Raw genomic sequence first — 12,694 nt, 5'->3', positions numbered from 1 at the left:
AGGAATTTTTTATGAATGAATCGCAACAAAAGCAAGGTCATTCTCGTTTGTTGCTAAACATTGTCATGATTATATTGGAAACCATTTATTCTTTTGTATTAAAGCATGATCGTGTTGTTCGCTTACAGGCAAAAAAATTCGTCGAACAGCAGATTACAATTAAAATGAATAGCTATATTCCTTATTTTGACTTTTATGTTCAATTTACAGATCGTGGTATTCTTTTTGATTTACAGCCTCCAGAAAAAGCCATTGACCTTTCTGTGAGTAGTACACTTATCGATTTCATCCAAATATTTGTCTTTGCTAATCGTCGTAGCATGAAAAAAATGCGCCTGGATGGCGATAACCTCCTCAAGGAACAGTTTCGTGATCTCGTTGTACACTTAACTGCACCTAAATTGCTTTCAGACTGGAAGCAATGGCTAACCAATCCAGATGATGATAGCCAGACAAAAGCATCAAAAAAACGCATTGCTCCTTTGCTTGAAAAGATTGATCAGCAACGTTCTAAGATCAATACACTTCAAGTTGAAGTAAAACAATATCAAAATCGTGTTAAACGCTTGCAGCTCAACCAACAACGTTTATATACGGCTTTAGGCGTATTGGGCTTTCTACTTATAGCATTAGTCGTGTATAATCTTTGGCAAATATTTTCATAAAACTTGAACAAAAATTGAAATTTACCCGCATTTTTTGTTCAAGTAATAAATTCTGACTAAATTAGTCAGAATTAAAATTAAAAATACTTGACTATTTTAGTCAGGATTCATAAAATTCATACATCTAGTCTAAAACATGTGTATCGAATCATGCGCCTAACTACTCGCGGTCGCTATGCAGTGACTGCACTACTTGACTTAGCACTGCAGCCACCTGAACAAACGATTACGCTTGCAGAAATTGCAAACCGCCAAACGATATCTGTCGCTTATCTTGAACAATTGTTCGCTAAGCTTAAGCGTCACGGCTTAGTTTCAAGTGTTCGTGGAGCAAATGGCGGTTATCACTTAGCGCGCCATGCTGAAGAAATTACTGTCTTAGAAATTATTGAAGCTGTAAATGAAACTGTCGATGCGACACGTTGTGACCACAAAGGCAATTGCCAAAATGGTGCAATGTGTTTAACTCACGATTTATGGCAAGAACTCTCTCTCCATATTGCCGATTATTTAGCTAAAATCACCCTTGCGGATTTAGTCGCTCGTGACAATGTACAAACCGTTGCGGTCCGTCAAAATTCAGCACCTCTTGATTCAGCCCTTTTATCGGTTACAGGTATTTGACATGAAACGTCCGATTTATCTTGACTATGCAGCAACTACGCCTGTTGATCCTCAAGTAGCAGAACGCATGATGGAGTGTTTAACCTTTGATGGTACATTCGGTAATCCTGCTTCTCGCTCACATGCTTATGGATGGCAAGCTGAAGAAAAAGTTGAATATGCACGTGAACAAGTCGCAAATTTAGTAAAAGCTGATCCACGCGAAATTGTATGGACTTCAGGTGCTACTGAATCTGATAACCTTGCCCTTAAAGGTGTTGCTCAGTTTTATGGTTCTAAACGCAAACACATCATCACAAGTAAAATTGAACATAAAGCAATTTTAGATACTTGTCGTGAATTAGAAGAAGAAGGTTTTGAGATTACTTATCTTGAACCTGAACCTAAAACCGGTTTAATTACACCAGAAATGGTTCAAGCTGAACTTCGTCCAGATACGCTACTTGTTTCATTGATGATGGTGAACAATGAAATTGGTACTGTGACAGATGTTGCTGCAATTGGTGAGTTAACACGTGCCAATAAAACTTATTTCCATGTAGATGCAGCACAAGCTGCGGGTAAAGTTGAAATCGATCTTTCTACCATGAAAGTTGATTTGATGAGCTTCTCAGGTCATAAGGTTTATGGACCTAAAGGTATTGGTGCTTTATTTGTACGCCGTAGCCCACGTGTTCGTATCAAAGCACAAATTCATGGTGGTGGCCATGAACGCGGTATGCGCTCAGGTACACTTGCAACCCATCAAATCGTCGGTATGGGTGAAGCATTTGAACTTGCTGGAAAATCTTTACAAGCTGAACAAACACGTTTACGTGTACTGCGTGACAAACTTTGGAACGGTTTACAGGATTTAGAACAAGTCTTCTTAAATGGCCACCCTGTATACAATGTTGCAAACTACTTAAATGTTAGTTTCAACTTTGTTGAAGGTGAATCATTGATGATGGCGTTAAAAGATGCTGCTGTATCTTCTGGTTCAGCATGTACATCCGCAACACTTGAACCTTCTTACGTACTTCGTGCCCTCGGCCTTTCTGACGAGTTAGCACATAGTTCAATTCGTTTTAGCTTTGGTCACTATACGACTGAAGAAGACATTGATCATGTAATTAAGATTACTAAAGCTGCTGTTGAGAAATTGCGTGAGCTTTCTCCGCTTTGGGATATGTACAAAGAAGGGATCGACTTAAGTTCAGTTGAATGGGCTGAACATTAAGTTCCTTGAAATCAAAACGCGGCATTTTATTGAAAATCAGTAAAATGCCACCAAATTAGATTGTAGAAATACATATTATCAACGCTGACCCCGAGGTTTGGAGAAGCAACATGGCTTATAGCGAAAAAGTAATAGATCATTACGAAAATCCTCGTAATGTAGGTGTTTTGGATAAAAATGCAGAAAATGTTGGTACAGGCATGGTGGGTGCACCTGCATGTGGTGATGTAATGCGTTTACAAATCCAAGTGAATGACAGTGGTGTAATTGAAGAAGCTCGCTTTAAAACTTATGGCTGTGGCTCAGCAATTGCGTCTAGTTCACTCGTAACTGAATGGTTAAAAGGTAAAACGCTTGACGAAGCACAGGCGATTAAGAACATCGATATCGCAACTGAACTTGCACTTCCTCCTGTAAAAGTACACTGTTCTGTGCTTGCAGAAGACGCAATTAAAGCTGCTGTTGAAGATTACCGTAGCAAGAAAACTAAAGCCTAGTATCTGTTCGTCAAATTTAGCAGATGATTTTTTAACGGAGTTTTCATGATCAATCTAACTGAAAATGCTGCAACTCATATCAGCAATTACTTAAAGAATCGCGGTAAGGGTGAAGGTATTCGTCTTGGTGTGAAAACTTCAGGCTGTTCTGGCTTAGCTTATGTACTTGAGTTTGTTGATGATATCGATACGCATGATCAAATGTTCGAACAGTTTGGTGTAAAAGTTTTTGTAGATCCAAAAAGTTTGGTTTATCTCGATGGTATGGAAATGGACTATGTTAAAAATGGTCTAAATGAAGGCTTCGAGTTTAACAACCCAAATAAAAAAGGTGAATGTGGCTGTGGTGAATCTTTCACTGTATAATCCGCCCTGCTTTTTCTCATGTTAAAACAGTGTCTTGCACTGTTTTAATCACATTTAATTACACCGTTTTCCTGTAAAACATCGTGGATGAGTATCCCCCATGAGTCATTTTGAGTTGTTCGATCTCCCAGAAGCACTCGATATTGATTTAGCGATATTAAAAGCTAATTTCCTAAAACTACAACAGCAATATCATCCTGATAAAGCTGAAAATAAAGACAAAGCTTTGATTAAATCAAGTGAAATTAATCAGGCATATAAAACTTTATCCAATGTAGACAGTCGTGCTGCTTATCTACTTTCACTCAAAAAGCAAGATCACCACTTAGATCAATCGATTAGTGATTTTGAGTTCCTTCAGTCTGCTTTAGAAATTCGTGAGCAGCTTGATGAAGCAACTAATACCGAACAGTTGCATTCTTTAAAAAAAGAAGTGCGACAATGGATTGATGGCTTAGTTCGTGAATTCAAAATTGATTTTGAGGATGAAGATTGGGCTGAAGCGCGTGACACTGTGCGAAAGTTACGCTTTTTTCAAAAAGTCATGAATGATATCGATAAAGCTGAAGATCAGCTTTTAGATGATGAAGATTTTAATTTAGATGATGATTTCTAAATTTTAGCTTTGAATATATGTTTTAACCGAATTTGTTTTTAGTATTTATTTTAAGGATGTGACAAATGGCACTCTTGCAAATTGCTGAACCAGGACAATCAAGTGCGCCACACGAACACCGTATTGCAATTGGTATCGACTTAGGGACAACCCATTCTCTAGTTGCTACGGTATTATCAGGCAAAGCCAAAGTGCTGAACGATGAGCAAGGTCGTGTGTTACTTCCTTCTATTGTACATTATTCTAAAAATTCAACCGAATACGGCGATGCAGCAAAACCATTCATCACTGCTGACCCTAAAAATACCATTGTTTCTGTTAAGCGCTTTATGGGCCGTTCCAAAGCGGATGTTAAATTTCAACATCCATACACACTTGTTGGTGCTGAAAATGAAATGCCAGCTTTTGAAACAGCTCAGGGGCGTAAAACACCAGTAGAAATCTCCGCAGAAATTTTAAAACAACTTAAAGACCGCGCTGAACAAAGCTTAAGCAACCCTGTAAATGGGGCTGTTATTACTGTTCCTGCTTACTTTGATGAAGCACAACGTCAAGCTACACGAGATGCAGCTGAGCTTGCTGGTTTAAATATATTACGCCTACTCAATGAACCAACAGCTGCGGCTGTTGCATATGGCTTGGATCAAGAGAGTAACCTAACAACAGATCGTAACTATGTCATTTATGATTTAGGTGGCGGTACATTTGATGTGTCTATTTTACGCTTTTCTCAAGGTGTGTTTGAAGTTTTAGCTACAGGCGGTCATACAGCACTGGGCGGCGATGACTTAGATCGTCTTATTGTTAAGTGGGCAAAAAAACAACTCAATATTGAAGTTTTAGATGATGCAGAATATGCGCACTTTATTGTTTCTGCACGCAAAGCCAAAGAAGCATTAAGTGATGCAACATCGGTTGATATTAAAGTTCTGACACATCACCTCACTTTAGATCGCACAACATTTGAAGAAATCATTCAAGTGGCATTAGATAAAACGATCAATGTATGTAAACGTGTCATGCGTGATGCAAAACTTGAACTCGATGATATTCAAAATGTAGTTCTTGTTGGTGGATCAACCCGCTCTTATGCTGTACAGAAAGTCGTGCGTGAAGTATTTAAGCAAGAGCCACTTTGTACTATTAATCCTGATGAAGTTGTAGCGATTGGCGCTGCCATCACTGCAAATCAGCTCATTGGGAACTCTAAAGATGGCTCATTACTTTTAGATGTTACTCCGCTGTCATTAGGTTTAGAAACCATGGGTGGTTTGATTGAACGTTTAATTTCACGTAATACAGCAATTCCTGTTGCACGTCGTCAAGAATTCACCACATATCAAGATGGTCAAACTGCGATGTTAATCCATGTCTTGCAAGGTGAACGTGACTTAGTTGAACATTGCCGAAGCTTAGGCCGTTTTGTATTGCATGGTATTCCACCAATGACTGCGGGTCAGGCACGTATTGAAGTTACTTTTCAAGTCGATGCTGATGGTTTACTTACTGTTTCGGCCAAAGAAACCACATCAGGGGTCAATGCTCAAATCGACATTAAACCTTCTTATGGTTTATCTGAGACAGATACTGAACGTTTACTTTTAGACGGTTATAAATTTGCTGAAGAAGATAAAAATCTTCGCCATCTCAATGAAACCAAAGTTGAAGCTCAACGTGAACTTGAAGCTTTAACACAAGCGTTAAAGGTGGATTCTAAACTTCTCAGCACTGAACAACTGACTGCGCTCACTCAAGCGGCTGAAGCCTTAAAAACTGAGCTTGAAACGAACGATATCAAATTAATTGAACATGCTGTTGAACAGTTAAAAACTTATAGCGATGCCTTTGCAGCAGAACGTATGAATCAACACATTGATCATGCACTCAAAGGCACCAAACTTGATGATTGGTCTAACTCAAACTAATTTAAGGTAACGACTATGCCACGTATTAAAGTACTACCTCATGCAACGATTTGTCCAAACGGTGCTGAGTTTGAAGTTAAACCAAATGCCAATCTATGTCAAAGCCTGCTTGATAATGGTATTAAAATCGAACATGCCTGTGACATGTCTAAAGCATGTACCACTTGCCATGTAATCGTACGCAAAGGCTTTGATGAGCTTGAAGAAATGGATGATATTGAAGCCGATTTACTCGATCGCGCTTGGGGCTTAGAACCCGATTCGCGTCTGTCTTGCCAAGTTAAAATTACTGATGAAGATATGGAAGTTGAAATTCCAAAGTATACGATTAACCATGCTTCTGAAAACCACTAAGTTGCTTTTCATATAGACATAAAAAACCACTCTTTATGAGTGGTTTTTTATGTCTAAGCAATTTTTAATGGCTTAGGCATTTCATTTAATATTTAATAATTTTACAAATAATTTGAGTTCACTTCATCTTCAATATTAAGCTTTGCAACGCCTTGAGAGTTGGTAAGTTTTTGCTGAACCTTAATCCGTTCTACCATTTTTTCTAATACTTCAACCAGCTCAGGATATTCAAAGTTTTGTACTTCTTCTAAATTCAGCACTAGGTGGAAGCCTTTATACTCATAATCAAACCATTGCTGATTTTCATTCTTGGTTGCAGAGTATTTTTCCATCACTTGCCAAGTACGCACCTTACCTTGAATCCCTTTCAGCTCAATCGGAGTTTTTGGTGCACAAAGATAATCATTTTTAATCAGCTTATAGGTTTCGTCTGAAACCAAAATTTCATCTATATCCGCAGCATATTGCAAACGCGCTGCTAAATTAGCATCTCGACCAACAATGGTATAGGCCATGCGATGTACAGCACCATAGTTTCCGACGTGACAATAACCTGTACTTACCCCCATTCGAATATGTAAAGCTGCATAGCCCATTTTCACCCAACGTTCACGAAGAAATTTCATCTGCTGACGCATTGCAATTGCCATATCAATACAGTTTTTCGCATCCTGCTCTACCCCTTGTGAATCAGGATCGCCAAAGAAAATCAGGATTGCATCCCCCATAAACTTATCAATGGTTGCACCATATTGCTTGGCAATTTCAGTCATATGACTTAAATAATCATTTAATACAAAGGCCAAATCATCTGGAATCAAAGTTTCTGATAGCTCAGTAAATCCTTGAATATCAGAAAAGAAAACTGTAATTTTTTTACGTTTATATTCAATTTTTGCTTCAGTATCGCCGCGCATAATCGCTTGCCAAAGCTGTAATGGCGCATAACGACTGAGTTGATTTGACAACTCAATATAGCGATTCATTTCATTAAAATAGGTGTTTTTCTTTGTTTCTACACTTTTGATACGACGATTTTGATAATAATTTCCAATATTTACAAACAAGATGATACTAATAAAAGAAAGAACGGATAGTTCAGGGCTAGTTTGCTGAAAATAATCATAAAAACCAAAGATAAAAATAATATTGGTATAAAACACAACAAAGGCAATTAAAATTGCCAGAGAGCCCATCATAAAAGAAATTTTATTATTAATCGCAGTATAAATCAGGGCAAATAACAATACAAAAGTCACCACCAGACTTAAATGAACAGCAGCCAATGCTGTAGAAACAACAATGATATCAATTAAAAAATAGACATTTTTTCGAATTTTAGAACCATATGAATATTCCAGCCAGCGTGATAACTTAGGACTGATAATAAAAATAAAGCCAATGAAAAAAGGCACGTAAAATTGATAACTTGCAATTGGGGAAGTGAAATAATAAACCATAACCAACAAAGCAATGATTAAGTACCCCATAAATCGCTGGAATATTTCAAATTGCTTTGGTTCTTTATCTAACATACGTTCAAATGGCAAAATATTTTACCTCGAATGTCATTTTATTAAACACTTCCTTGTGCTGTTTACACTTAATCCATACGCCAATCGAATGGCATATCACCTTGGCCACGTAACGCCAACATTAACGTTTGACGCATATGTGCTAACACTTCATTGCTATAAGGAACTGCTTGCAGACCAAATACAGGCTTAGGCCAAGCTACATCATTCTGATAACGAACTACATGATGAAAATGTAATTGTGGCACCATATTTCCAAGTGCTGCGACATTCATTTTATCTGCACGAAAAACACGAGACAACTGGCTAGATAACCAGCTAGATTCTCGTAAAAACTGCTCTTGGTCAGCTTGACTTAGTTCATATAACTCAGTGATACCAGGAACACGTGGAATAAGAATTAGCCACGGAAATTGCATATCATTCATTAAACGACATGTTGAAAGCGGAAAATCGCCTACAAAAAAAGTATCTTGAGCAAGTTGTGGATGCAAACTAAACATATCTTTATAAATGACGCAAAATTAAAAGGATGGCTAATACTAACACATCGGTTTTCGTGTGAATATTGGTTATCTTGTGTTTTGGTACAAATAAACACAGTTTGTTTTGAACCTGATCACAATTACACTTTAAAGAATCACAGAATTTTTTCAAGTGATTTACCAGAAAAAATTCATAAGCACTTTCAATCTCATACTGAGCATTATTTAAGCTCAAATTCCAGATAAATTAACGCTTTAATTCTGTCAGTAAATTGTTTAACAAATCCTGAATAAACTGAATTCTTTTGTCATTCTCTTCAAGCATCACCATCACTTTTAAGCGTTGCCCACCGTCCATACGAAACCAAGTTGGATGCTTTTGCATGAGTTGAATAATACTGATCGCTTGCACCGGAGTATCAGGTGAAAATTCGATCACTCCACCATTAGCTCCTATATCAATTTTAGTAATTTCCAACGCCTCAGCCTTAATCCGAATTTGATGGACACTAAACAGCTGTTTTACTGGCAATGGCGGTACACCAAACCGGTCAATCAACTCCATACGTATATTGTCAAGTTTATCTTGAGTATCGGTATTACTAATACGTTTATAGAACATAAGACGCTGATGTACATCTCCCAAATATTCATCTGGGATCAAAGCAGGCATATGTAGTGTAATTTCTGAAGTGAGTGAAAGTGGTGTATCAAAATTAGGGGTCTTACCCTGTTGAATTGCTTTGGTCGCTTTGGCCAACATTTCCATATATAAGCTATAACCAATTGCATTCATTGAACCACTTTGTTGTTCACCGAGTAGCTCACCAGCACCACGAATCTCCAAGTCTTCCGTAGCCAGCATAAAGCCAGCGCCAAGATTTGAAGCTCTCTGAATGGCATCTAAACGTTTTTCTGCATCACCTTTAAGGCCTTTAATCGATGGCACCATCAAATATGCATAGGCTTGATGATGTGAACGTCCAACACGACCACGCAATTGATGTAATTGAGCTAGGCCAAGTTTGTCTGCACGTTCAATAATAATCGTATTGGCATTAGGAACATCAATCCCCGTTTCAATAATCGTTGAACAGACCAGCACGTTAAATTCTTTGTGATAGAACTGTTGCATGATTTGCTCAAGTTCACGTTCACGCATTTGACCATGTGCAACAGCGACACGAGCCTCTGGTACAAGTTGACGAATATTTTCCGCAGCACGCTCTATGGTATCCACTTCATTGTGCAATATATAAACCTGCCCACCACGTAACAATTCCCTTAGAATTGCCTCTTTCATGGTTTCATTGGTTTGTTCATTGACAAAAGTTTTAACGGCTAAACGACGTGCTGGTGGTGTAGCAATAATCGAGAGATCACGCATCCCACCAAAAGCCATATTCAATGTACGAGGAATTGGTGTTGCAGTTAACGTTAACATATCAACATCTGCGCGCATGGCTTTAATACGCTCTTTATCACGTACCCCAAAACGATGTTCTTCATCAACAATCATTAAACCTAAGTTTTTAAACTGCACATTTTCCTGAAGAATTTTATGCGTACCGATAACAATATCGACTTTACCATCGATTAAGTCATCAATGATTTTGGTATGACTTTTATTAGTTCCAAAACGAGAAAGTACCTCTATACGAATTGGCCAATCGGCAAAGCGATCTTTAAATGATTCAAAATGTTGTTGCGCCAATAAGGTGGTAGGTACCAAGACAGCCACTTGCCTATTATTTTGAACAGCAACAAATGCCGCCCGCATCGCCACTTCCGTTTTACCAAAGCCAACATCACCACAAACCAGTCGATCCATTGGTTTGGCTTGTTGCATATCATATAAGGTCGCTTCGATGGCATTGGCCTGATCCAGTGTTTCCTCATAAGCAAAACCACTGGAAAATTGCATATATGCACTTTGATCCAACTCGAAACTAATCCCAGGTTTAGACTGACGACGTGCTTGGATATGCAACAATTCAGCTGCCACATCATGAATCTGTTCAAGTGCTTTACGTTTTGCTTTATTCCATGCATCTGTACCCAATTTATGTAAAGGCGCTAAATCAGGATCACCTCCACTAAAACGGCTAATCAGGTGTAAATTGGTCACAGGAACATACACTTTTGCATCATCTGCATAGTTTAATTGCAGAAACTCATAGTCTTGTTCATCAATATTTAAGGTAACTAAACCTGCATAACGCCCAACACCATGATCAATATGCACCACTGGCGCACCAATATTAAGTTCCGTCAGACTTCGAATAAGAAACTCTTCTGAAACCTCTTGTTGACGTTTTCTACGGCGCTGTACTACACGGTGTTCATATAGTTGGTTTTCAGAAATAACCGATAGATCATTGCTGATGACCAACCCACGATCCAAAGGTGCATTGGTGATCGCCACAGAGAAATTAGATTGTTGAAATACAGCAAAACTTTCGACAACTGGAATTTCACCTAAACTTGCACGTAAAGCATCTTTTAATGTTTCACGACGTCCAGCACTTTCAGCCACCAACAACACTGGATGATTGGCCTCATCCACGTACTGTTTAACGGCTTTAAATGGCTGCTCTTGTTTAGGGTCTACAGGCAATCTTGGCGGTAATTCAACCGACAAATTGATACAACCTGCTTTTAATTCAATGGCTTCTGTTGAGGCAATAATTCTTGAAAATTGATTTAAATATTCGAATAGTTGATTCGGTTGTATAAAAATTTCTTCAGGTGGTAATAACGGCTGATCAGCATTATGGCGTCGGTCTTCGTAACGACGAATTACATCTGTCCAAAAACTCAACAATCCTTCATCAATGTGCTTATCTGTAATGACAATAGAATTACTTGGGAAGTACGAAACCAAACAACTTTGTGTTTGCATGGCTTGCTTTGAGAAGAATAATGGGAAGTAGAAATCTAATCCCGGAGAAGCAATACCTTCTAACACATCTTGATAAATTGGATTTTTTTTAGGATTTGCTGTTGGAAAACTTTCGGCATAGCGATCACGAAATGTTGAACGCGCTTCTTTCAACGGAAATTCTTTTGCAGGAAGTACAGTAAAACGTTCTAACTTTGTCGTTGTTCTTTGCGTTTCAGGATCAAAAAATTTTAAACTGTCTATTTCATCATCAAATAAGTCAATACGAATGGGTGCATTCTGCCCAGAGGCATAAATATCCATAATACTACCACGTACCGCAAACTCACCATGGTCATAAACAGTATCAACCAAATGATAACCCGCTTGAACTAATTTTAATTTTTGTTGTTCTAAAGCAAATTTCTGACCAACACGGATATCAAAATGCTCACCCAATACCCATGATGTAGGGGCAACACGTTGTGCCAAAGTAGTTGCTGATACCAATAAAATACCTTTTTGTGGCATATTGGAAAGTATCGACAGTCTTTCAGAGACAATATCTTGGTGTGGAGATAAACGATCGTATGGCAATATCTCCCAATCTGGAAATATTGTTGGTTTTACCCCATAGAATTCTAATTCACTTTCCAACTGCCCTAAGTGCTGATTATTTTTCGCAACCAAAACAAAGAGCTGATCCGATTTCTCTGCAATCTCCTTAAACAATAAGGCAGCAGATGAACCGAGCATTGTGCCGATCCAGCGTTTTTCGCCTGCTTTCAGTTGTTTTAAATTGAGGTCAGAGATTTCTTGTTTAAACATAATCGCATAGGGTCTAAAAGACATGAGCAATAGTTTAACATGATGACTTTATTCAGTTGAGTGATTTTATTTATTCTATTTGTCTAAGTAATGACTCAACTACAGTATTTTTCCCATCAGAACATAATCCACGCTTACTATAAGACAAACTAGCAGGATCACGAACCTGTGGAAGCTCTTGCCAAATGAGTTGCGAATAACCATTTAATAACAATTAAAAATCTAAGCAACATCACATATGATTCTTTGATGAAATATTCTGATTCCATCAAATGTTATCCATGCCTTAAGTTGATTTATTTTTCTCGTTTAAATTGTTTATAATAATCATTGAGTTTTTGTATAATTTTTTTGAATTGTTTTAAATTTTCTTCTGTATTGCCAAGCCTTTGCACATAGTTGTTTGTTGCGATTTCTAAATCAATCTTTTCATTGATCAAAATTGTTTTATAAAACAAGGCCTTTAAATCATCAAAATTATTGAGTTTTCGGTTAGAAAAGTATTCCAGCCTTTCAGATAACTCACGATTTAAAACAATACCATCTACAATAAAACCGTGCTCAGCATCAATTTGAATATTATTTTCTTGTAGAAAAACTTGCTCAGGACCGTTTTTACTACCCTTAAATAAGGTTGCAATTTTATCAAACATCATTAAAACCCAATTAAATCAATGATTCACCATAACAAACATGACT

At 37.7% G+C, this 12,694-nt stretch carries 12 protein-coding genes; 8 read left to right on the top strand and 4 right to left on the bottom strand.

The window, feature by feature from the left end:
- The first annotated feature begins 11 nt into the window (after window positions 1–11).
- The 8 genes from AC4CUY_RS09375 (at window position 12) to fdx (ending at window position 6,266) form a co-directional block, all read left to right on the top strand.
- The gene (locus tag AC4CUY_RS09375; protein ID WP_490774014.1) at window positions 12–665 is read left to right on the top strand and encodes a hypothetical protein; all 654 of its coding nucleotides are present in this window, start codon (window positions 12–14) and stop codon (window positions 663–665) included.
- Window positions 666–815: 150 nt separating this feature from the next.
- Window positions 816–1,289: an Rrf2 family transcriptional regulator gene (locus AC4CUY_RS09370; protein WP_336951317.1), complete on the top strand. Its 474-nt coding sequence runs from the start codon at window positions 816–818 to the stop codon at window positions 1,287–1,289.
- A gap of 1 nt (window position 1,290) precedes the next feature.
- Window positions 1,291–2,508: an IscS subfamily cysteine desulfurase gene (locus AC4CUY_RS09365; RefSeq protein ID WP_336951319.1), complete on the top strand. Its 1,218-nt coding sequence runs from the start codon at window positions 1,291–1,293 to the stop codon at window positions 2,506–2,508.
- Between the two features lie 110 nt (window positions 2,509–2,618).
- Complete coding sequence (iscU, locus tag AC4CUY_RS09360) at window positions 2,619–3,005, top strand: Fe-S cluster assembly scaffold IscU (protein WP_004720629.1); 387 nt, start codon at window positions 2,619–2,621, stop codon at window positions 3,003–3,005.
- Between the two features lie 45 nt (window positions 3,006–3,050).
- Window positions 3,051–3,371: an iron-sulfur cluster assembly protein IscA gene (iscA, locus tag AC4CUY_RS09355; RefSeq protein WP_034610390.1), complete on the top strand. Its 321-nt coding sequence runs from the start codon at window positions 3,051–3,053 to the stop codon at window positions 3,369–3,371.
- Window positions 3,372–3,471: 100 nt separating this feature from the next.
- Window positions 3,472–3,987: a Fe-S protein assembly co-chaperone HscB gene (gene hscB / locus AC4CUY_RS09350; RefSeq protein WP_336951322.1), complete on the top strand. Its 516-nt coding sequence runs from the start codon at window positions 3,472–3,474 to the stop codon at window positions 3,985–3,987.
- Between the two features lie 65 nt (window positions 3,988–4,052).
- Window positions 4,053–5,912, top strand: coding sequence for a Fe-S protein assembly chaperone HscA (gene hscA, locus AC4CUY_RS09345; RefSeq protein ID WP_419327508.1), 1,860 nt, complete (start codon window positions 4,053–4,055; stop codon window positions 5,910–5,912).
- Between the two features lie 15 nt (window positions 5,913–5,927).
- Window positions 5,928–6,266, top strand: coding sequence for an ISC system 2Fe-2S type ferredoxin (gene fdx, locus AC4CUY_RS09340; RefSeq protein WP_336951326.1), 339 nt, complete (start codon window positions 5,928–5,930; stop codon window positions 6,264–6,266).
- 101 nt (window positions 6,267–6,367) lie between these two features.
- Here the strand turns inward: fdx and AC4CUY_RS09335 are convergent, their stop codons facing one another.
- From AC4CUY_RS09335 to AC4CUY_RS09320, 4 genes are all read right to left on the bottom strand, one after another.
- Window positions 6,368–7,816, bottom strand: coding sequence for an adenylate/guanylate cyclase domain-containing protein (locus AC4CUY_RS09335; protein WP_336951328.1), 1,449 nt, complete (start codon window positions 7,814–7,816; stop codon window positions 6,368–6,370).
- Between the two features lie 53 nt (window positions 7,817–7,869).
- Window positions 7,870–8,304: an HIT domain-containing protein gene (locus tag AC4CUY_RS09330; RefSeq protein WP_336951330.1), complete on the bottom strand. Its 435-nt coding sequence runs from the start codon at window positions 8,302–8,304 to the stop codon at window positions 7,870–7,872.
- A gap of 229 nt (window positions 8,305–8,533) precedes the next feature.
- On the bottom strand, window positions 8,534–11,995 hold the full coding sequence (mfd, locus tag AC4CUY_RS09325; protein WP_336951475.1) for a transcription-repair coupling factor: 3,462 nt from the start codon (window positions 11,993–11,995) through the stop codon (window positions 8,534–8,536).
- Between the two features lie 296 nt (window positions 11,996–12,291).
- Window positions 12,292–12,648, bottom strand: coding sequence for a hypothetical protein (locus tag AC4CUY_RS09320; protein ID WP_336951332.1), 357 nt, complete (start codon window positions 12,646–12,648; stop codon window positions 12,292–12,294).
- Window positions 12,649–12,694 lie beyond the last annotated feature (46 nt).

It is taken from the genome of Acinetobacter sp. 778_lipA, assembly GCF_058242985.1.
The sequence above is the reverse complement of the archived record's forward strand: the minus strand, read 5'-3'. Positions and strand labels throughout refer to the sequence as shown.

Bases quoted from the DNA above. Each gene is read 5' to 3' on its own strand.
- AC4CUY_RS09365 (WP_336951319.1), top strand. From the start codon at position 1,291: ATGAAACGTCCGATTTATCTTGACTATGCAGCAACTACGCCTGTTGAT.
- hscB (WP_336951322.1), top strand. From the start codon at position 3,472: ATGAGTCATTTTGAGTTGTTCGATCTCCCAGAAGCACTCGATATTGAT.
- AC4CUY_RS09370 (WP_336951317.1), top strand. From the start codon at position 816: ATGCGCCTAACTACTCGCGGTCGCTATGCAGTGACTGCACTACTTGAC.
- iscA (WP_034610390.1), top strand. From the start codon at position 3,051: ATGATCAATCTAACTGAAAATGCTGCAACTCATATCAGCAATTACTTA.
- AC4CUY_RS09320 (WP_336951332.1), bottom strand. From the start codon at position 12,648: ATGTTTGATAAAATTGCAACCTTATTTAAGGGTAGTAAAAACGGTCCT.
- iscU (WP_004720629.1), top strand. From the start codon at position 2,619: ATGGCTTATAGCGAAAAAGTAATAGATCATTACGAAAATCCTCGTAAT.
- AC4CUY_RS09375 (WP_490774014.1), top strand. From the start codon at position 12: ATGAATGAATCGCAACAAAAGCAAGGTCATTCTCGTTTGTTGCTAAAC.
- AC4CUY_RS09330 (WP_336951330.1), bottom strand. From the start codon at position 8,304: ATGTTTAGTTTGCATCCACAACTTGCTCAAGATACTTTTTTTGTAGGC.
- mfd (WP_336951475.1), bottom strand. From the start codon at position 11,995: ATGTTTAAACAAGAAATCTCTGACCTCAATTTAAAACAACTGAAAGCA.
- hscA (WP_419327508.1), top strand. From the start codon at position 4,053: ATGGCACTCTTGCAAATTGCTGAACCAGGACAATCAAGTGCGCCACAC.
- fdx (WP_336951326.1), top strand. From the start codon at position 5,928: ATGCCACGTATTAAAGTACTACCTCATGCAACGATTTGTCCAAACGGT.